The organism is Amycolatopsis sp. cg5, assembly GCF_041346955.1.
Taxonomy (GTDB): Bacteria; Actinomycetota; Actinomycetes; order Mycobacteriales; family Pseudonocardiaceae; genus Amycolatopsis.
In genome coordinates, this window is record NZ_CP166849.1 from 1,702,944 (window position 1) to 1,722,727 (window position 19,784).

Consider the following 19,784-nt stretch of genomic DNA (forward strand, 5'->3'; position numbering starts at 1 on the left):
CACGGCAAAGATCGTCTTGTGGTGACAAGAGGTCACGCGCGTCTTCACGTTTGGAGTAGCGGCCGAACGGACGAGTCATGGAAAACGCTCCGATCGCCGGGATGAGTCCGCCGAATTGCGCCAACTCAGTGACGCGTCCGTCATTCCGTAGAACCACTCGAATGAATTGACGGGGGCGGTCTTGAAGCCGTGATCTCCGCTGGCTAACTTGAACCGTCCACCGGGAGGGAAAAGAATGAACATCTACGTGTCCGGCATCCTCTGGGTGGCCGGCGCGGCCGTCGCTGCCGCCGTCATCGGATACCTGGTCAGGCGGTTCGGCTGGGATGAGGGACGCGCGGAGAACAACGACGCCGCCGGTCAGGTGTTCACCATCGTCGCCGGGCTGCAGGCGGTGCTCGTCGCGTTCGTCCTGATCGCGCAGTTCGACACGGTCAAGGCCACACAGGACGGAGCCACCCTCGAAGCGGACAGTCTCGTCGCCGCCACCTGGGCGTCCGACGCGCTCGGCGACACGACCAAGGACAAAGTCCGCACACTGGCCGCCGCGTACTCGAAGACGGTGGCACAGCAGGAATGGCCGCGGATGCGCGACGGCGGCAAGGTCCCGGACACCGGCTGGGGCCAGCTGGAGGAGATGCGCAAGGCCGTCGCCGAAGCGCCCGCCGAGGAGGACTGGGTCAAGGACCGCAAGATCGAGGCGACGAACCAGCTCTGGCAGGTCTACCAGGCGCGCGAAGCCCGGATCGCGGCCGCGAAGGACGCGGGTGTCGGCGCGGTCGTCTGGTTCGCGCTGATCCTCGGCACGATCGTCACCGTGCTGCTGCCGAACCTGTTCGGTGGCACCAAACTGGCCGCGCACGTCATCATCGTGTCCACTTTGGCCGGCACGATCACGTTGCTGCTGTTCGCCATCTACCAGCTGCAGAACCCGTTCACCGGTGGCGCCAGAATCGGCCCCGACGCGTTCTCCACCGCGCTCGACCGGCTGAGTTGACGTGCGCAGACTCTTCGCGCTGGCAGGCGTTGTCACGATGGCCGCACTTCCGGTGCTGGCCACGTCGCCTGCCGTGGCGCAGCAGGCCGCGAGCTGCCGGGTCATGCACGCGCTGAACGAAAGCGAAGGCCCGACTTCACGGATCTCGCTGCTCGACCTGCCGGAGTCGGCCGAGCAGCCGTTGCCGTCCATCGGATATTGGGTCAACGCGCTCGGGTACTCGGCCGCGCAGGACCTGGTCTACAGCGTCGCCGACGGCGACAAGAAGGGCCGCTTCCACGACGGCGGGCACGTGCTCACCATCGACCGCACCGGCAAGACGGCCGATCTCGGCCCGGTGCGCAAGATCGGCGGCAAGACCGGGCCGTGGAGCGTGGTCACCGGCGCCACCGCCGGCGCGATCGCCGGAAACCTTTGGTACATCAGAAAAGAGGGCAACCTTTACACAGTGGACATCAATCCGGCCAGCCCGAACTACCTGGCCGTGCTGAAACGGACCTCGCTGCGGCCGATCACGCTCGCCATCGGTGTCGACGATTTCGACCTCGACCCGGCGGACGGCTTGCTCTACGGCGTTTCGACGTCGTTCCGCGCGAAGGGCGCGGTCGTGACGATCGACCCGGCCACCGGGATCACCAAGACGGTGCCGACCTTGCCGCAGCTGCCCGCGGGCACCGCGTACGGCGCGTTCGTGCTCGGCCCCGACGGCACGATCTACACCACGGCCAACCGCATCGGCAACCGCAGTGTGCTGCTCCGCGTCGGCCGCGACGGCTCGGTGAGCGAGCTGGCCTCCGGTCCGCCGCTGGTCAGCTCCGACGCGGCCGGGTGCTTCTCCGTGCCGGTCCCGCCCTCGCCGTCACCGACTCCCACGCCTACCCCCACTCCGACACCCACACCTACGCCTGAGCCGCCTTCGGAGACGCCGGAGCCGCCTCCACCGTCCACATCGGAGCCCGCACCGCCGGAACCGGAACCCGAGCCACCCGCCGCGCCGCCGCCGGTGGAGCGGCCCCCGGACGTCCCGCCGCCGGTGCCGACCCCGGAACCGCCGCCACCACCCGCCCCGCCTCCGCCGCCACCTCCGCCCCCGGTGGTCAAAAAGCCGTACGTGGCGCCGAAAACGTCCATGCAAGCCGTCAAGAAGGACCAGCGCACCCAGCAGAAGCGTCGCGTGGCGATGACCACACTGGTGCTGATCCTGGGCAGTGCCGCTGCCGGTCATGCCATCAGGCGTGCCCGTTAACCTGCTCGACGCTTCCGAGACATCTATGCCGCAGAGAATCCCGCGGACTGTCTAGGAGGCCATGGATGAAGTTCAGAAGCGTCGCGGCGGCGGTACTCGTGCTGCCGTTGCTGACCGCGGGCACCGCGGCGGCGGACTGCCGCCCGGTGCAGGTGTACAAGACGAAGGTGCCGCCGCTCGCCACCATCGGCGGCGTGCAGATCAAGGGCAGCTCGTTCGGCTCGGCGCTCGCGCCGGTGCCGGGCTCGCGCACCGAGTTCTACGGGCTCACCGACCGCGGCCCCAACGTCGACGGCCGCAGCGGCGAGAAGATCGAGCCGATCCCGGCGTTCACCCCGTCGATCGGCCGCTTCCGCCTGCGCGACGGCAAGGCGGAGCTACTGCGCGTGATCCCGCTGCGCGCGAAGGACGGCACCCCGTACTCCGGACGGCGCAGCACGCAGGCCGACACCGGCGAGACGATCGTCGACCTCGACGGCAAGCCGCTCGCCCCCGACGTCAACGGCTACGACCCCGAAGGCCTCGTCGCACTGCACGACGGCACGTTCTGGGTCTCCGACGAGTACGGCCCGTTCATCACCCACTTCGGCCGCGACGGCCGCGCGATCGAGCGCCTCTCGCCGTTCGACGGCTCGTTGCCCGCTGAGCTCAAGTACCGCGTGCCCAACAAGGGCATGGAGGGCCTGACCGTCTCGCCGGACGGCAAGACGCTGGTCGGCATCATGCAGTCGGCGCTGCAGCAGCCCGACCTGACCAAGAAGCCCGCCAACGTGGCGGTGGTCCGCATCGTGACGGTCAACCTGCGCACCCGTTCGACGCACCAGTACGTCTACCTGCTCGACGACCCCAAGACCAACAGCGGCGCGATCAGCGAGATCACCGCGCTGGGCGGCTCGCGCTTCCTCGTCGACGAGCGCGACGGCAAGACGGCGCCCGGCGCGTACAAGAAGCTGTTCGGCATCGACCTGTCCGGCGCGACCGACGTCACCGGCGCCGCGATCGAGGGCAAGTCGCTCGAAGCGTTCGCAGGCACCGACGACACAGCGACCGTGACGGCCCGCCTGCTCGCGGCCGGCATCCGCCCGGTCTCGAAGAAGCTGACGCTCGACCTGGGCGCGCTGGTCACGAAGATCGACCCGACCGGCGGCTTCTTCGGCCACGACAAGGTCGAGGGCATCGCCACCAACGACGGCGGCCGCACGCTGGTCATCAGCAACGACAGCGACTTCGGCATCGACGGCGTCACCACGCCCGCGCCGCCGTACGGCCTGCGCCGCAAGACCCTGCCGGACGGCTCCCAGGACGACGGCGAGTTCCTGGTCATCGACACCCGCCGCATCTAGCGACGGGCCGCGATAAAGCCCGCTTTACTCCCGGGGATAAAGCGGGCTTTATCCCCGGGAGTACTGGCTCGCTCGCCGCGGCGCTGGATGAAGGGAGCCTTCATCCAGCTGAAGCGTGATGAGGGGAGCCTTCATCGCGTATCGCGGCAGGGTCCCGGCAAGTCGGCGGCGCGAACACACGAAACCCGAGTTTGGGACACCCACTGGCCCAAACTCGGGTTTCGCGAAGATCAACTTGGGGCGCTGAAGGAGTGAACGAGGCGTTCACAACGCTCGTCGTTGTGAACGTGGCGTTCACGACGCTGCTGTGGCCAAGTGGCACCCGGGGATAAGCCCGCTTTACTCCCGGGGATAAAGCGGGCTTTATCCCCGGGAGTAAAGCCCGCTACTTCCCGGGGTCTCAGTACTTGAACTGGTCCACGTTCTCCGTGGTGATGAGGAGCGGGTCGCCGAGCAGGAGCGTCTTCTGCTCGGCGCTGTACTTGACGGCGGGCAGCTCGCCGCTGACCTTGTTGGTCTCGAGCAGCGGCTTGCCGTCGGCCACCTGCTTCGCGGCCCACGCGGTCAGGTAGCCGAGCTGCTCGACGTTCCACAGCACCGACATCGAGCACGAGCCGTCGGCGAGATAGGGCTTGATGGCCTGCGGGGTGCCCACGCCGACCGTGAAGACCTGGCTGATCCGCTGCTCCTCGCGCACGGCCTTCGCGACGCCGGGTGCCGAGGTGGTGCACTCGCCGACGAGCCCGGTGAGGTCGGGGTGGTCGCGCATGAGCTCCTTCGCGAGCACGGTCGCGGCTTCCTCGTCCTCGCTGGCGTAGACGATGTCGACGATCTGTGCCTTCGGATACTTCCGGGCGGTGTACGCCTTCTGCGCGGCGATCCAGGCGTTGAGGTTCTGGGCGGCGGGGCCGCACGAGACGATGGCGTACTTGCCCTGGCCGCCCATCTTGGACATGAGCGCCTCGGTCAGCGCGGCGCCTATCCCATCGACGTCGGCCTGGTTGACGAACAGCTCGCGCTGGGAGCGCGGCGCGTCGGTGTCGGACGTCATCACGTGGACGCCCTTGCGTCTGGCCTCGGCGATGGCGGGCGCGAGCGTGTCGGGGTCGTTGGGCGCGACCACGATCACGTCGACCTTCTGCTCGACGAGCTGCCGCATGATGTCGACCTGCGCGCCCGCGTCCGCGGTCACCGGTCCCGTGAAGATCCACTGCACGCCGAGCTGTTTGGCGGCTTCCTGCCCGCCGGTGTTCATCGCTTCGAAATAGGGGATGCCCTTCACCTTCGGGATGAACGCGATCTTCGTCTGTTTCGAGTCGGGATCGGCCAGTGAACCGGCGTTCTGATCCTGACAGCCTGCGAGCCCCAGCGTTCCGCAGAGCGTGAGCAAGACGGTTACGACGAGTTTCTTCGTCGGCCTTCGCATCTCCACCCTTTCGAGGTGATTCGGTTGTGGTAAATCTGCGCGTGCGGCGGAGATCCCCGCAAAGGTAGGGGATTGCGCCATCTGGGTCAACGTATAGTCGAAAACGTTTGCGCAGCCGTGCTCATGCGTGAACACGCATGGTTTACCATGATCATGATGTCCCGTTCCGGTACTCACCCGATCGTGCGCTGGGCGCTGCTCTGCGCACTGCTGCTCGGCGTGGTCGCGATGCACCACGTCGCCGCCGCGCATGGGTCCGGACATGGGGTTTCTCACGTCATGACCGTGTCGGCGGAAGCCCTTACCGAGCCGGTCGCGGGAGACGAGTGCCCCGTCCGGCGGCATGCTCCACCTCTGCCTGGCGATCCTGTTCGCCTTCGCGGCGGCCGCTTTGACGTTACTGGCGCTTCGGAGCCGATTCCGCTCAGGCGCGCGCATGGCGGGTCTCACGCTTTCCCGCGCATTCGCACGGGCGCCGCCTGCCGTGACCGGACGGGAAATCCTGCATCTCGCTTGTGTGCTGCGGATCTGATCGGCGGATTTCACGCCGACCTGAGTCCGTACCACCTCGAGCGAGGAAAGAATCATGAAGACATTTATGTCGGGTTTCGTGCTGTTCGCGGCACTGGTACTTACCGGTTGTTCACCCGAAGCCGACCATAACCAGGCCGATGTGACATTCGCTCAGCGGATGATCCCACATCACCGCCAGGCGCTCGCCATGTCCGAAAACCTGCCGTCCGACTCGGATGAACCGGTCAAGGCGCTGGCCCGTCAGATCCAGGCGGCCCAGGCTCCCGAGATCGACCGCCTGACCGGCTGGCTGAAGGACTGGAGCGCGTCCGCGTCCAGTGAAGGCGGCATGGACCACGGCATGCCCATGGCCGTGGCGACGCGGGCCGACTGGCTCAAGGCGATGATCGAGCATCACCGCGGCGCGGTCACCATGGCCCGCGACGAGCTTCGCGACGGCGTCCACGCGGGCGCGCGGCAGCTGGCTCAGCAGGTCATCGACGGCCAGGAGGTCGAGATCGCGACCATGACCAGGCTGCTCGGCTAGAAGGGCTCGTGCGCGTTGCGGGCGGTTCTAACCGCCCGCAACGCGCACGACTGCAGGTCAGGCGGTGAGCTGGTAGCCGGCCTCGTCGACGGCGGCGCGGACGGCGGCCGGGTCGAGCGTGGCGGTGCTGGTGATCGTCAGCGCGCCGGACGCCAGGTCGACCTGGACGGCGGTGACGCCGTCGAGCGCCGACACCTCCTCGGTCACCGACGCCACGCAATGCTGGCAGGTCATCCCCTCGACGGCGAAGGTCGTCTCGGTCACTTCGGGCTCCTTTGCGGGTCGCGGACTATACCCATGGGGGGTAGGGTACACGCCATGAACGACAAGGCGTCCTGGTCCACCGCGATCTCGGCCACGCTGCACTGCCTGACCGGCTGCGCGATCGGTGAGGTGCTGGGCATGGTCATCGGCACCGCGTTCGGCCTGCACAACGCGGCGACCGTGGTGCTCTCGATCGCGCTCGCGTTCGTGTTCGGCTACGGGCTGACCATGCGCGGGGTGCTGCGCTCCGGGATGGGCTTCGGCCAGGCGTTCAAGGTCGCGCTGGCGGCCGACACCGTCTCCATCGCCGTGATGGAACTGGTCGACAACACCGTCATCGTCGCGGTGCCCGGCGTCATGGACGCGGGGCTCGGCAACTGGCTGTTCTGGGCGTCACTGGCGTTTTCGCTGGTGATCGCGTTCGTGGTGACCGTGCCGGTCAACAAGTGGATGATCGGGCGCGGCCTCGGCCACGCCAAGGTTCACGCCCACCACCACTAGGAGCGCACGAGCCGCGCGATCGCGTCGGAGGCTTCCTTCACCTTGACCTCGGCCTCCTTGCCGCCCGCGGCGGCCGCGTCGACCACGCAGGTGGACAGGTGCTCCTCGAGCAGCTCGAGCGAGAAGGACTGCAGGGCCTTGGTGGCCGCGGAGACCTGGGTGAGGATGTCGATGCAGTACTTGTCCTGCTCGACCATCCGCTGCAGCCCCCGGATCTGCCCCTCGACGCGGCGAAGCCGCTTGAGGTAGGCCTCCTTGTCGGTGCTGTAGCTCGCCATCGCAACCCTCTCCCAACGCACTCGTCCCGGCCCATCATACCCCGTATTGGTATGCGGCCCGGGTTCGTGAGTGTTTAGACCGGTTAGAACCGGCCGTACCACTCACGACCCCCACGCCGAGCCGACGATCACGCCACCTTGGCGTTTCCCCTCAATAGAACCGCCCGCAACGCTCACGACCGCTTCCCGCAAGCCGACTCTTGATGAGTGGAGGAATCTGGCCGTTGAACGTCCAGATTCCTCCGTTCGCTTCGCGGCGCACTCGCCCCTACGCGAACCGGCCGTGCCACTCACGACAAGGCAGGTCAGAGGCCGATCGCGTGCGAGACCTCGGCAGGCTTCAGCACCCGCAGGATCGCCTCCAGCAGGTAGTAGTCGGCGTACGGCAGCGACACCTCGACGCCGTCCTCGGCCGGCCGGTTCCGCGTGCACCTGGCGACCGCCGCCTCCGCGCGCTTGGACTCGCGGGTCAGGCACGTCTTCGACGTCGCGGTGAGGATGCGCAGCGCCGCGTCCCGGTAGGCAGGGCGGTGTGACGCCACCGCGAGGTCCTGCAGGCCGCAGGCCATGATCAAGCCCGCCGAGGCGTCCTTGACGTCGTTCGGCGCCTGCGGGGCGAGGTAGTCCCAGACCGGCACGTTGTCCGAGGTCAGCTTGCTCAGCGCGAAGTCGGCCAGCTTGCGGGCGGTGGCGAGGAACTGCGGGTCGCCGGTGCGCCGGTACATCGTGGTGAAGCCGTAGACGCCCCAGGCCTGCCCGCGCGACCAGCACGACGCCGGGCCGTAGCCCTGGACGCTGTTCGGGCCGATGGCCGCGCCCGTCGCCGGGTCGAAGTCGAAGACGTGCGGGGTGGACCCGTCGGGGCGCAGGAACGCCTTCTGCGTGGTCTTCGCGTGCTCGATGGCGATGTTCAGGTACTTCGCGTCGCCCGTCTCCTTGCTGGCGAACGCCAGCAGGTCGAGGTTCATCATCGTGTCCATGATGACCCGGCCCGCGTTGCCCGGTGTGCCGAGCGAGCCCCAGGCGCGGATGAAGTGGCCCTTGTCGTTGTAGCGCTGGATGAGCGACGACGCCGCCTGGATCGCGCCGTCACGCCATTTGGCCTCGCCGGTGACCCGGTACGCGGTCACCCACGACGGGTAGAACAGGAACCCGAGGTCGTGCGTGCTCGTGTCGTTCTGCCTGGGTGCGAGCTTGTCGGCCCATTGCGTCGCGAGCGTCTTGAATTGCTCGTCCTTTGTGTACAGATACGACATCCACAGCGTGCCTGGCCAGAAACCGCCCACCCAGTCGCCATTCTGGGAATAAGACCATTTCTCGGCCTTGGTGATCACCGGGAAACCGGTGAGCGTCGGCGCGACCGCCTTCGCCTTCGCCGCCGTGTACTCGGCGGCGGAGCGCAACGTCGTCAGCGAGCTTTCCTCCGCCTGTGCGGTGGAAAACGGCACGGCGGCCGTCGCGACGGCCGCGCGCGGCACTGGTCAGCAGGGTCCTACGACTGAGATTCACTGTTCGCCGTCCTCGGGAGGGAAGAATGCAATACCGGGCCCCGAGGCAGTTTTACACAACGGCAATGTGCTTGTACACCCACGAACGGCGGCGTTCATGGTTGTGAATTCATCAGCTCAGTTCATATCTGCGCAGGCTTGATGTTCGCGTTGTGGTGGAAGACGTTCTCCGGGTCGTAAACCGCCTTGATCCTGGACAGCCGCTCGTACTTCGCCGGGCCGTACGACGCGCGCACGCGGTCGTTTTCGAACTCCGACATGAAGTTCACGTAGCCGCCGTGGTTGCTGGCGTGCGGCACGAGCGCCGCCCAGAACGTCCGCACCCAGGCGCGATCGGCCTCGAACAGCTCCTGATCGGGCGCGCCGCAGGCGAGCCCGAGCGTGAATCCGGGGCGCCGGGTACCGCCGAACGCCGTCGCTTCGTCAGGCGTCGCCGAATATGGACCGTTCATCGGGAAAATGGGCATCAGTGACATCGGCGAGGACTTTTGCGGCAGATACCGGGTGATCACGTCGATCAGCTCGTCGGTCAGTTCTTCGACATAGACCGACTTCTCGTAGGACAGCGAATGCGGCGGGATCGCGGAGTCGAGCATCTTCTGCAGCTCGGCGTACGGAATGGGGCTGACCATCTCGAACTGCGCGGGCAGGCCGGCACGGATCTTCGCGGCCAGTCCTTCGATCTTGTCGCCGTCGAAGTCCACAATGGTCAGTGCGTACCCCGGCTTCAGGTGGTGCTCCACCGGCACGAACGGCGCGGGCGGCGCGTTGAACCCGACCACCATCGCGCCCATGCCGTCGGGCAGCGAGGCGAGCACGTCCCGCGCGAACCGCAGCGCCGCCGTGCCGTGTTCGACGCTCCAGAAGAACATCCCGAGCTGGACGAGCGGGCCGACCGGGTGCAGCCGGAACCGGAACTCGGTGACCACGCCGAAGTTGCCGCCGCCACCCCTGATCGCCCAGAACAGCTCGGAGTGGTCGTCCTCGGACACCTCGAGCACCTGGCCGGACGCGAGCACGATCTCGGCCGAGAGCAGGTTGTCGATCGACAGCCCGTGCCTCGACGTCAGCCAGCCGAACCCGCCGCCGAGGGTGAGCCCGCCGATGCCGGTGTCGCTCACCGTGCCGCCGGGCGTCGCGAGCCCGTGTGCCTGCGCGGCCGCGTCCAGCTCCGCCCAGGTGGCGCCACCGCCGACCCGCGCGGTGCGCTGGCCGGGGTCGATTTCGACGCCACGCAGCCCGCTCAGGTCGATCATCAGCGCGTCGTCCTGCACGGCCGCGCCACTGAGATTGTGCCCGCCGCCGCGCACGGTGACGTCGAGGCCCAGTTCCCGCGCGAACGCCAGGCTCGCCGCGACGTCCTCGGCGCTCGCGCAGCACGCGATGACGGCGGGACGGCGGTCGATCTCGCCGTTCCAGACGCGCCTGGCCTCGTCGTAACCCTCGTCGCCGGGCACCAGCGCCGTCCCGGTCAGTGCGGCACGCAGCGAGCCGACGCTCTGGATGTCGAGTGAAGTCATGCCGTCCAGTCTCGCTGCCGGTGGCCGGTACTTGATAGCCGCCGGTGCGGTCGTGGGTGCGGGCCCGGCTGCCCGAAAGTGCGAAAAACCCCGGCGGATCGGGCGATCCGCCGGGGTTTTCCTCAAGAACCGGCTACTGCGACCACTTCTGCTCGCCGCCGCCGTTGTACGCCCACAGCACCGCGGGGGTGCCGTTGGTGATGGCCCCGTTGTTGGCCAGCGAAAGCACCCGCCCGCTCTTGACGTTCTCCAGCGCATACCACGAAGCGCTGGGCGGGGACTTCTCCCACTTCTGCTCCGGGCCGCCACCGCAGGTCGCCTGGACCAGCTTCGTGCCGTTGGCCGTCCCGCCGCCCGCCGTCGAGAGGCACTTGCCGCTCTTGGCGTTCTTGTACTGGTAGGCCGACGTGTAGGTCCAGTTCTGCGCCGACTCCAGGCTGCACGACCAGAGCACGACCTTCGCGCCCTCGGCGACGCTGTTGTTCTCGACCGAGAGGCAGTAGGCCATGCCCTGGTCGGAGGCCTTCAGGTTCATCAGCGGCTTGGCGGCTTGCGTCGACGCTCCGGCCACAGTGGACAGAGCGGCCATGGCGATCCCGGTCGCCGCGAAGATCAGGCTCATGCGCATTTCGGCGCCACCGGGAGGTCCGAGCCGGTCTTGAGGTAGGTGTCGGAGACGTAGTGCCCCGGACCGATGCGGTCCCAGATGTTGCTGGTGCCGAAGTGCCCGCTGACGGTCTCGCCCTCGACGTAGCACTCGATGTTCACCTTGGCGTAGTTCGCCGCGAAACCCTTGATGGCGCCGGAAGTGCTGGCGCTGCCGCGGACGTTCATCGGGTCGCCCGCGGTGGTGACGACGCCGGTGGGGCCGGAGCCGGTCCACAGGTAGGTGACGTTGACGTAGCCGTTGTCGGACATCTTGAGCCCGTCCCAGAACACGCCGTCACCGAGGTCGATGCCCGCCGGGTTCGGCACGCGGCGGCCGCGGTCGTCCTTGCCGCCGTTGTAGCCTTCCTTGTTCGCGGCGTACGCCTCGGGCTTGCCCTGCGGCAGGTCCTTCCACATCGAGCGCACCGACGACGGGTTCCAGTAGTCGTCACGCTCGTTCCACGGGCCGACGTCCCACACCGGCGCGTACTCGCAGCGGCTGTTGTCGGTCAGGCAGACGCGCACGCTGTAGTTACCGGTTCCCTTGGGGGACAAGGGCTTTCCGGACGGCAGCGCGACGAAGTGGTCGCGGCTGGTGATCACGTGGCCGTTGGCGGTGGTGCCGCCGACCAGGCCCTCGCGGGTGGCGTAGATCTTGTAGGTCAGGCCGGGCGAGGCCGCGGCGGCCGCCATCGAGCTGACCTGCGGCGCCTGGTCGGCGCTCAGCTTCACGTCGCGCACCTTCGCCTCGGCGCCGCGCAGCGAGACGCGCACCTCGACCGACGAAACGGTCTGCGGCAGCGTGGTGCCCGCCGGGGTCCACTCGGTCCAGTCCTCGGCGCCGAGCTTGCCTCGGACGTCGACCTCGGCGCTCGCGCCGGCCACCTGCGCGGTGACCCGGTTCGCGGGCTTGGCCAGCTGGTGCTCTCCGATGAACAGGTAACCCTGTGCGCCCTGGCCCGGCTTTCTCTCGCTCTTCGTGTCCTGAATGGACAGTGCGCCGCCCGCGTAGGCGACGTTGACGTCATTTCCATCCACAGTGGACAGATCGGCGCTCCACGTGTTGTTCGCGGCCTGCGCGGGGGTGGCGGCCAGTGAGGTCACGGCCCCCACAGCCAGAATCGCCGCCCACACGCGACGCTGCTTGATCCGGACCATCGCCGGGTCTCCCTTCGGAACACTTCAGGTTGTGACCGGAGTGTTCCGAGCGGGCGTACACGATCGATACAAGAAGGCCAACCCGGGATAAAGCGGGCTTTACTCCCGGGAGTAAAGCCCGCTTTATCCCGGCCCCTAGGCCGTGACGACGACGCCGTAGGTGGACTCGGCGGCCTCCTGCAGGCGCACGGCGAGCGCCGACTCCTGCGGGCGGGCGGACAGCTCGCGCCAGATCTCCAGCGCGCGCTCGGCGTAGCGCCGAGCCCGTTCCGGCTGGCTGAGCGCCTGATGCAGCTCGCCGAGCAGCTCCGAGACCTCGGCCTCGGACCGGCGGTCGCCGTTGCGGCGGTGCACGCTCAGCGAGTTCACCAGCAGCAGCTGCGCGTGCGCCAGGTCCCCGCTGTGCAGGCACAGCTCGCCGAGGCTCTGGTTGGCGTAGCCGACGCAGTGATCGTCGTCGAGCTCGTCGAAGATCGAGATCGCCCGCTGCATCAGCTCACGCGCCGCGGCGAGGTTGCCTCGGTGCTGATGCAGCAGCGCGACCCGCTTCAACGCGTGCGCCTCGCGGTGCCGGTCGCCGATCTCGGCAGACAGCTCGAGCGCGTCGTCGAACCAGCGGCCCGCCGTGGCGTAGCAGCCTTTCTTCATCCAGATCATGCCGATCGAGATGCGGATGACCGCCTCGCCGTGCTTGTCTCCGACGGCCACGAACCGCGCCAGCGCCGCCTGCGAAAGCTCCAGCGCCGACTCGTCACCGCGAATGCGCATGACCGTGCCGACGCCGGCCTGGGCGATCGCCGCGCCGAGTTCGTAGCCTGCCTGCTCGAACAGGAGCAGCGACTCCTTGAACGACTCCAGCGATTCGGCGTAGGCGTCCAGGTACAGGTCCAGCTGGCCGAGATTGCGCAGCACGATCGCCTGCCCGGTCACCGAACCCGCGCGCCGGGCCGCCGCCAGCGCGACGGTGTGCGTGTGCCGCCAGTCGTCCTGGTGCCCGCGCAGGTCGAAATACGGGGTGAACGCGACCGCCAGGCGCCACGCGAGATCGTCGAAACCGTGCTCGGCCGCCAGCGCGATGGCGGCGACCCCGGTGTGCCGCTCGCCCTCCAGCCACGCCGTCGGGTCGGTGAGCAGGAAGTCGGCGTCGAGCGGCAGCGGCCCGGGAGCATGGTCGTCCGTGCGGAAGACGCCGAAGAAATGGATCGGCATCCGCTGCGCTGCCTCGACCGCCATGCCTAGATAGGCCCGCAGCACGCGTTGCACCGCCGGCCGGGTCTCCTCTTCGGATGCCTTGTCAACGGCGTAGCAGCGCAGCAGGTCGTGCATCCGGTAGCGCGGCTGGCCCGTGCCGTCCGAACCGACCAGCGCGACCAGATGCGCGTCGACCAGCGTGTCGAGCACGTCGTCGGCCTCGTCACGGCCCAGTAGCGCGGCGACCACCCAACCGGGGAAGGTGACCGGGCCCAGCGCGCCGAGCCCGCGGAACGCCCGCGCGGCGTCCGGCGGCAGCAGGTCGTAGCTCAAGGTGACGCTCGCGCGCACCGCGAGATCGCCGACCCGCAGCTCGTCGAGCCGCCGCCGCTCGTCGCGCAGACGACTCGCCAGCATCCTGAGCGTCCAGCCGGTGCGATGCGTGAGCTTCGCGCCGACCACCCGGATCGCCAGCGGCAGATAACCGCAGTGCCGCAGGATGTCCGCCGCGCTGTCCGGCTCGGCGGCCACCCGGTGCTCGCCGATGATCCCGGCGAGCAGTTGCGCGGCCTCCTCTTCCGGCAGCAGGTCGACGTCGACGGCGGTCGCGACGGCCAGGTCGGGCATCCGCACCCGGCTGGTCACCAGCACCGAGCACGCGCCGGCACCCGGCAGCAGCGGGCGGACCTGCGCCGCGCTGCCCGCGTCGTCGAGGATCACGCACATCCGCGCGCTCGCCAGCCTCGACCGCAGCAGAGCCGACCGTTCGCGTTCCTCGCGTGGCATTCCGGCGTCCGTCACCCCCAGCGCGTGCAGCAGCTCCTCCAGCACACCCATCGGCGCACGCGGCGTCGACGAGGTGCCCGCCAGGTTGATGTGCAGCTGGCCGTCGGGGAACTCGTCGCGGACCGTGTGGGCCACCCGCACCGCGATGGTCGATTTCCCGACACCCGGCGCTCCGGAAAGGACGGTGACCGACGGGGTCCCGTTCTCCCGCCTGGCACGCAGCAGCCCGACCATCTTGTCGACCACGGCGTCGCGGCCGGTGAAATCGGGCAGGTCCAACGGCAACTGGCAGATCGGTGCCCGCTGAACGGGACGCGCCGCCGCCGGTTTCGCGGTCACCGCGGCCATCAGCTTGGCCCGCATCTCCCGCAGCCGCGGCCCCGGCGGCGCGTTGAGTTCCTGCCGGAGCACGCGCTCGGCCTGGTGATAGGCCTCCAGCGCCTCGGCTTTGCGGCCGATCGCGTGCAGCGCGATGATCAGCTGCTGCCACAGCTCTTCGCGCAGTGGATGTTCCGCGACCAGCCCGCGCAGCTCGACGATCGCCTCGGCACAGCGGCCGAGCTGGATCCGGACCTTCAGCCGCCGCTCCTGCACGGCGAGCCGCAGCGCGTCGAGCCGCGCGACGACCGGGTCCCAGGTGTGGTCGTGCGCCAGCCCTTCGAGGACGTCGCCGCGCCACAACGCGTCGGCGCGGTCGAGGTGGACGAGCGCGTTCTCGGGTTCCTTGCGTTCGAGCGCCTGCTGGGCCGCGGTGGCCAGGTCGTCGAACTGGACGTGGTCGAGCTCGTCCGGCGACGCGGTCAGGATGTAGCCGGACGCGCGGCTCTGGATCCGTTCGGCGAGGTCGGCGTCGCAGTCGGCGAGCCGCCTGCGCAGTGAATGCACATAGGTGCGGATGTTCGCGGCCGCCGACCGTGGCGCGGCGTCCGGCCAGAGAACGTCGACCAGTGAATCGGTCGAGACCACGACTCCCGGTTGCAACAGGAGCGCGGCCAGCAGCATTCGAGGTTTGGGGCCGCCGAGCGGGATGGCCTGCCCGCCGACTGCCACTTCCAGTGGTCCCAAAATACGAAAGGAAATCTGTTTCACGCAAACCGCCCCAGCGATCCGTTAGGGCGAGCCCCAGCTTGCCCTATAACTGCGGATGGTAAGACTTTTTCCATCAAGTCCGCTAGATCCATTTGGCCGCCGTGCTGGTTCTCGCCCAGTGAAGACGGTCACCTCTTTGTATGGAACGTGTACGCGACCTGGCCATTCTTCGTCCCCATGACAACTTCAGCTTCTCGGCGGCTTCGCGGAATCGCCGCGGTGACCGTGAGCGTTGTGGCGCTGCTGGTCTCTGGTGTCGTCTCCGCGGACGCCGCCGTCACGGCCGCCACCGGGACGGTCAAGACGGCGGGCGACCCGCTCAACGTCCGCCGCGCGCCGAGCACGAACGCCTCCGCGGTGCGCACCGTCGCCAACGGCGCCACGGTCTCCATTGACTGCCAGACCATCGGAACCTCGGTCGAAGGCCCGCTCGGCAAGACGACGCTCTGGGACTACGTGCCCGCGCTCGGCGGCTACATCTCCGACGGATACGTGTACACCGGATCCGACGAACGCATCGCGCCGGACTGCGGTGTCGGTTCGGGCTCAGCCGAATGCTCGTCCGGGACCTGCGCCGCAGAGGGTGTTTTCAAATCCGCCGGCGCCAAATTCGTCGTCTATGACAACGACGGGGACGGTAAATCCGGCGTTGTCGCGTACTGGCTGAAAGGCGGAGCCGGACCGTTCTACGCGTGGAACTCGGGTGGCACGGGAACGAGCAAGGAAACCGCGATAAACGTGCCCAAGGGCGGCTGGGTCTACTACAAGGTCTGCGTCGCGAACTATTCCGCTACGAATCCCGTGCTCGAAGCCTGCAGTGGCGGCATCACCGACTACGTCTCCTGAAATTTCTTTGAATTTTCACTCTCTTCTTTGAAAGGAAATCGGCCATGCGTCAGGTCAACCGGCGGTCGGTGCTGCTCGGCGGCGCGGCCGCGGTCAGCGCGGCAGGGCTCACCGCGACCTTGCCCTCGTGGGCGAGTGCCCGCACGACCGCGGCGGCTCCGGCCATCCACGACCCGTTCCAGCTGGGCGTGGCGTCGGGTGACCCGCTGCCGGACAGCGTCGTGCTGTGGACGCGGCTCGCGCCCGCCCCGCTCAACCCGGACGGCCTCGGCGGCATGCCGAACGCCTCGTACCCGGTCGACTGGGAGATGGCGAACGACGCCGCGTTCAGCTCGATCGCGCAGAAGGGCACGGTGACGGCCGTCCAGGCGTCCGCGCACAGCGTCCACGTCGAACCCGCCGGCCTGGAGCCGGGCCGCGAGTACTTCTACCGGTTCAAGGCGGCCGGGTACATCTCGCCGGTGGGCCGCACGCGGACCGCGCCCGCCGCCGGCGCCGTGGTCAACCAGCTGAAGTACGCGTTTTCGTCCTGCCAGCACTGGGAGGAGGGCTGGTACCACGCGTACAAGGGCATGGTCGCCGACAATCCCGAGCTGGTGCTGTTCCTCGGCGACTACATCTACGAGAAGAAGTCGGGCCGCAAGCTCGCCGCGCTCAACCCCCGGCACCTGGCCGTCCCTGACGACGCCACCACGCTCGCGCTCTACCGCGCGCGCCACGGTCAGCACAAGACCGACGCCGACCTGCAGGCCGCGCACGCGATGGCGCCGTGGCTGGTCGTGTTCGACGACCACGAGGTGATGAACAACTGGAACGGCACCACCTCGCCGGCGTCGGCGGACCGCAAGGCGGCCGGTTTCCAGGCGTTCTACGAGCACATGCCGATCCGCTCGACCGCCAAGCCGAGCGGCTCGACGATCAAGCTGTACCGCCAGTTCGTCTGGGGCAACCTCGCGCGGTTCCACCTGCTCGACACGCGCCAGTACCGCAACGCGCAGGTGCCTGACCCGGCCGACGGCAACCCGAGCTGCACGACCATGCGCGACCCGGCCAGGTCGATCCTCGGCACCGCGCAGGAGGCGTGGCTGCTCAAGCAGTTCGAGACGCACCCGTCGACCTGGGACATCCTCGGCCAGCAGGTGTTCTTCGCGACGCGTGACGGCGACGGCAGCAAGACGACCTGCGAGAGCCCCGACTCGTGGCAGGGCTACGAGGCCTCGCGCGACCGGATCGCCAAGGGCTGGGTCGACCGCAAGGTGGCGAACCCGATCGTGCTGACCGGCGACGTGCACCGGCACTGGGCCGCCGACCTGCGGCGCGACTACTTCAACCACAGCGACCCGATCATCGGCTCCGAGTTCGTCACCACCTCGGTCACCAGCAACTCCGACGACGCCAAGGACCCGTCGGCGGCGTGGCTGTCGAACAACCCGCACATCAAGTACTGCCGCGGCAAGCGCGGATACGTCCGGATGACCGCCACCCAGCAGCAGCTGCGCGGTGACTTCGTGACCGTGTCCGACACGACCGAGGGCGCGATCGGGAAGGTGACCATCGCGACCGACCGAAGCTACGTCGTCCAGGCTGGCAAAACCGGTCTGCAACAGGTGTAGATGTGCACCGGGTATAAAACGCAATTTGCAGATACGCTGTCTCGGTGAGTGATCGACCAGGACTGCGTGAGCGGAAGAAGCAGCGGACACGGGAGGCCATCTCCGCCGCGGCGATCTCGATGTTCCTCGACACCGGTTTCGACCAGGTGTCGGTGGCACAGGTCGCCGACGCGGCGGAGGTGTCCAAACGCACGCTCTTCGCGTACTTCCCGACCAAAGAGGACCTGGTGCTGCACCGGTTCGCCGACCACGAAACGGAAAGCGGCCAGGTGATCCGGCTGCGCGCGGCCCGGCAGTCCCCGCTGACCGCGCTGCGCGACCACTTCGTCGACGGGCTCGGCCGCCGTGACCCGATCACCGGTCTCAACGACGAACCCCAGGTGCTCGCGCTCTACAAGATGGTGCTCGAGACACCCGCGCTGGCCGCGCGGATGCTCCAGTTCAACGCCCGCTCGTTCGAAGCGGTCGCCTCGGCGCTCGCCGACACCACCGCCGTCACCCCGCTGGTCGCCAGGCTCGCCGCCGCGCAGATCGTCGGCGTCATCTGGACACTGGCGACCGACAACGCGACCGCGCTCGCGGGCGGAATGACCGCCGACGCCCGTTCGCCCGAAGCGTCCGCCGCGGCCGAAACGGGCTTCGCCATGTTGCGCGGCGGGGTGAAACTCGGGGCCTGAAATCCTTGTGGGGGCTGGTTTTCGCGTGCTTGACTGGGTTGACCGCCGTCCAGTCCTGAACGTTTTCTTCAGACAAGGCGGTCTGCAGTGAAACCCACAAGAAGCCGGTTCGCGCTCGTCACGCTCGCCGTGATGGGCCTGGTGGCCATGGGGATGGAAGTGGCGTCCGCCGCTCCCGGCGCGGTGTACAAGGTCACCGACTACGGCGCCAAAGCGGGCGACTCGACCAACGACGCCCCCGCCGCCGACAAGGCGATCGCGGCGGCGAACAAGGCGGGCGGCGGCATCGTCGAATTCCCGGTCGGCACCTACGTCATGGCGGGCACGGTCCACCTCAAGAGCGACGTGGTCATCAACGTGCCCGCAGGCACCACGATCACCGGCAGCGCGAGCGGCTACGACGCGCCCGAGTCCAACCCGTACGACAAGTACCAGGACTACGGGCACAGCCACTTCCACAACGCGATGTTCTACGGCGACAACCTGAAGAACATCGGCTTCACCGGCGGCGGCACCATCGACGGCGGCGGCCACCTCATCACCGGCAACCCGAAATCCGGCCAGGCGGACAAGATCCTGTCGATCACCCGCTGCGACGGCCTCACGCTGAGCGGCATCACGTTGAAGCGCGGCGGTCACTTCGCCGCGCTCATCAACGGCTGCACCAACGTGGTGTCGGACAAGCTGACGATCGCGACGTCCGGTGACCGGGACGGCTGGAACATCATCAGCACCACCAACGTCAAGATCACCAACGCCAAGATCGCGGCCAACGACGACGCGCTGGTGTTCAAGAGCGACTACGCGCTCGGCAAGAAACTGCCGAACGGCAACGTGACGGTCAACAACGCGGACCTGTCCGCGGTGTGCTGCAACGCTTTGATGTTCGGTTCGGAGACCTGCGGCGACTTCACCGGCTACAACTTCACCGACATCACGCTCAAGGGCGCGCACAAGTCCGGCATCGGCATCGTCTCGATGGACGGCTCCAAGATCTCCGACGTGCACTACAAGAACATCACCATCGCGGGTTCGTACTCGCCGATCACGATGAAGGTCGGCACACGCAAACGGTGCGGCAACAACCCGGGCATCGGCTCGATCAGCAACATCACCTTCGACAACATCACCAGCACGCACACCGGCACCAACTTCAGCCCGACAATCTGGGGCAACAGCGCCTCGAACCGCGTCAGCGACGTCACGTTCACCAACGTCAATCTGACCGTCCCCGGCGGCAACGGCACCATGTCCACCGGCGTCCCGAGCAACACGCCGACCGACTACAACCCGAAGAGCATCGGCACCCGGCCCGCCTTCGGCTGGTACCTGCACTACGCGTCCGACATCAAGTTCATCGACAGCTCGGTCAAGTTCGCCAAGAACGACGGCCGCCCGGCGGTCATCGTGAACAACAGCTCGAACGTGTCGTTCGACCACTTCACGGCCCAGCGCGGCTCGAACAGCCCGTCGGACCTGGACTTCCAGTCCGCCTCCGGCTACTGCGTGAAGGACAGCGCGAACACCACGGGCGGCGCGCTCCGCATCAAGACCGCGGACTCGTCGACCAACTGCTAAGGACTCGTGCGCGTTGCGGGCGGTTCTAACCGCCCGCAACGCTCACGACCCCAAG

General features: G+C 68.0%; 17 protein-coding genes. 9 read left to right on the forward strand and 8 right to left on the reverse strand.

Going from position 1 to position 19,784, the window contains the following annotated elements:
- Positions 1 to 235: 235 nt before the first annotated feature.
- From AB5J62_RS07840 to AB5J62_RS07850, 3 genes are all read left to right on the forward strand, one after another.
- Positions 236 to 997, forward strand: a complete 762-nt coding sequence (locus tag AB5J62_RS07840) for a hypothetical protein (RefSeq protein WP_370947460.1) — start codon at positions 236 to 238, stop codon at positions 995 to 997.
- Position 998: 1 nt separating this feature from the next.
- On the forward strand, positions 999 to 2,243 hold the full coding sequence (locus AB5J62_RS07845; protein ID WP_370947461.1) for a hypothetical protein: 1,245 nt from the start codon (positions 999 to 1,001) through the stop codon (positions 2,241 to 2,243).
- Between the two features lie 65 nt (positions 2,244 to 2,308).
- Complete coding sequence (locus tag AB5J62_RS07850) at positions 2,309 to 3,586, forward strand: esterase-like activity of phytase family protein (RefSeq protein WP_370947462.1); 1,278 nt, start codon at positions 2,309 to 2,311, stop codon at positions 3,584 to 3,586.
- Between the two features lie 400 nt (positions 3,587 to 3,986).
- Here AB5J62_RS07850 and AB5J62_RS07855 read toward each other — a convergent pair whose 3' ends face one another.
- Entirely contained in the window at positions 3,987 to 5,018 is a 1,032-nt protein-coding gene (locus AB5J62_RS07855) for an autoinducer 2 ABC transporter substrate-binding protein (RefSeq protein WP_370947463.1), read from the reverse strand.
- 592 nt (positions 5,019 to 5,610) lie between these two features.
- Between AB5J62_RS07855 and AB5J62_RS07860 the strand changes: the two genes are divergently transcribed.
- A complete protein-coding gene (locus AB5J62_RS07860; RefSeq protein ID WP_370950204.1) occupies positions 5,611 to 6,072 on the forward strand; it encodes a DUF305 domain-containing protein in 462 nt (153 codons plus the stop codon).
- A gap of 57 nt (positions 6,073 to 6,129) precedes the next feature.
- On the opposite strand, the gene AB5J62_RS07865 is transcribed toward AB5J62_RS07860, so the two are convergent.
- Complete coding sequence (locus AB5J62_RS07865) at positions 6,130 to 6,336, reverse strand: heavy-metal-associated domain-containing protein (RefSeq protein ID WP_370947464.1); 207 nt, start codon at positions 6,334 to 6,336, stop codon at positions 6,130 to 6,132.
- A gap of 54 nt (positions 6,337 to 6,390) precedes the next feature.
- On the opposite strand from AB5J62_RS07865, the gene AB5J62_RS07870 reads away from it, so the two are divergent.
- On the forward strand, positions 6,391 to 6,837 hold the full coding sequence (locus tag AB5J62_RS07870; RefSeq protein ID WP_370947465.1) for a DUF4396 domain-containing protein: 447 nt from the start codon (positions 6,391 to 6,393) through the stop codon (positions 6,835 to 6,837).
- Here AB5J62_RS07870 and AB5J62_RS07875 read toward each other — a convergent pair.
- The 6 genes from AB5J62_RS07875 to AB5J62_RS07900 form a co-directional block, all read right to left on the reverse strand.
- On the reverse strand, positions 6,834 to 7,115 hold the full coding sequence (locus tag AB5J62_RS07875) for a metal-sensitive transcriptional regulator (protein ID WP_091294644.1): 282 nt from the start codon (positions 7,113 to 7,115) through the stop codon (positions 6,834 to 6,836). The two genes, AB5J62_RS07870 and AB5J62_RS07875, sit on opposite strands and share 4 nt — an antisense overlap.
- Positions 7,116 to 7,420: 305 nt before the next feature.
- Positions 7,421 to 8,593 (reverse strand): glycoside hydrolase family 88 protein, encoded by a 1,173-nt coding sequence (locus AB5J62_RS07880; RefSeq protein ID WP_370947466.1) that lies wholly within the window; start codon positions 8,591 to 8,593, stop codon positions 7,421 to 7,423.
- A gap of 152 nt (positions 8,594 to 8,745) precedes the next feature.
- Complete coding sequence (locus tag AB5J62_RS07885) at positions 8,746 to 10,143, reverse strand: FAD-binding oxidoreductase (protein WP_370947467.1); 1,398 nt, start codon at positions 10,141 to 10,143, stop codon at positions 8,746 to 8,748.
- A 133-nt stretch (positions 10,144 to 10,276) separates the two neighbouring features.
- A complete protein-coding gene (locus tag AB5J62_RS07890; protein ID WP_370947468.1) occupies positions 10,277 to 10,771 on the reverse strand; it encodes an RICIN domain-containing protein in 495 nt (164 codons plus the stop codon).
- Entirely contained in the window at positions 10,762 to 11,949 is a 1,188-nt protein-coding gene (locus AB5J62_RS07895; RefSeq protein WP_370947469.1) for a hypothetical protein, read from the reverse strand. The genes AB5J62_RS07890 and AB5J62_RS07895 overlap by 10 nt, the downstream gene beginning before the upstream one ends.
- A gap of 135 nt (positions 11,950 to 12,084) precedes the next feature.
- Entirely contained in the window at positions 12,085 to 15,015 is a 2,931-nt protein-coding gene (locus AB5J62_RS07900) for a BTAD domain-containing putative transcriptional regulator (protein WP_370947470.1), read from the reverse strand.
- Between the two features lie 177 nt (positions 15,016 to 15,192).
- Here AB5J62_RS07900 and AB5J62_RS07905 point away from each other — a divergent pair, with 177 nt between their 5' ends.
- From AB5J62_RS07905 to AB5J62_RS07920, 4 genes are all read left to right on the forward strand, one after another.
- Positions 15,193 to 15,861, forward strand: coding sequence for a hypothetical protein (locus tag AB5J62_RS07905; RefSeq protein WP_370947471.1), 669 nt, complete (start codon positions 15,193 to 15,195; stop codon positions 15,859 to 15,861).
- 44 nt (positions 15,862 to 15,905) lie between these two features.
- Complete coding sequence (locus tag AB5J62_RS07910; RefSeq protein ID WP_370947472.1) at positions 15,906 to 17,474, forward strand: alkaline phosphatase; 1,569 nt, start codon at positions 15,906 to 15,908, stop codon at positions 17,472 to 17,474.
- A gap of 44 nt (positions 17,475 to 17,518) precedes the next feature.
- Positions 17,519 to 18,151: a TetR/AcrR family transcriptional regulator gene (locus AB5J62_RS07915; protein ID WP_370947473.1), complete on the forward strand. Its 633-nt coding sequence runs from the start codon at positions 17,519 to 17,521 to the stop codon at positions 18,149 to 18,151.
- Positions 18,152 to 18,238: 87 nt separating this feature from the next.
- Entirely contained in the window at positions 18,239 to 19,729 is a 1,491-nt protein-coding gene (locus AB5J62_RS07920) for a glycoside hydrolase family 28 protein (protein ID WP_370947475.1), read from the forward strand.
- Positions 19,730 to 19,784 lie beyond the last annotated feature (55 nt).

What these genes read in the sequence shown, in the direction of transcription:
- AB5J62_RS07890 (WP_370947468.1), bottom strand. Translation starts at nt 10,771, where the DNA reads ATGCGCATGAGCCTGATCTTCGCGGCGACCGGGATCGCCATGGCCGCT.
- AB5J62_RS07850 (WP_370947462.1), top strand. Translation starts at nt 2,309, where the DNA reads ATGAAGTTCAGAAGCGTCGCGGCGGCGGTACTCGTGCTGCCGTTGCTG.
- AB5J62_RS07840 (WP_370947460.1), top strand. Translation starts at nt 236, where the DNA reads ATGAACATCTACGTGTCCGGCATCCTCTGGGTGGCCGGCGCGGCCGTC.
- AB5J62_RS07875 (WP_091294644.1), bottom strand. Translation starts at nt 7,115, where the DNA reads ATGGCGAGCTACAGCACCGACAAGGAGGCCTACCTCAAGCGGCTTCGC.
- AB5J62_RS07895 (WP_370947469.1), bottom strand. Translation starts at nt 11,949, where the DNA reads ATGGTCCGGATCAAGCAGCGTCGCGTGTGGGCGGCGATTCTGGCTGTG.
- AB5J62_RS07870 (WP_370947465.1), top strand. Translation starts at nt 6,391, where the DNA reads ATGAACGACAAGGCGTCCTGGTCCACCGCGATCTCGGCCACGCTGCAC.
- AB5J62_RS07860 (WP_370950204.1), top strand. Translation starts at nt 5,611, where the DNA reads ATGTCGGGTTTCGTGCTGTTCGCGGCACTGGTACTTACCGGTTGTTCA.
- AB5J62_RS07905 (WP_370947471.1), top strand. Translation starts at nt 15,193, where the DNA reads ATGACAACTTCAGCTTCTCGGCGGCTTCGCGGAATCGCCGCGGTGACC.
- AB5J62_RS07910 (WP_370947472.1), top strand. Translation starts at nt 15,906, where the DNA reads ATGCGTCAGGTCAACCGGCGGTCGGTGCTGCTCGGCGGCGCGGCCGCG.
- AB5J62_RS07885 (WP_370947467.1), bottom strand. Translation starts at nt 10,143, where the DNA reads ATGACTTCACTCGACATCCAGAGCGTCGGCTCGCTGCGTGCCGCACTG.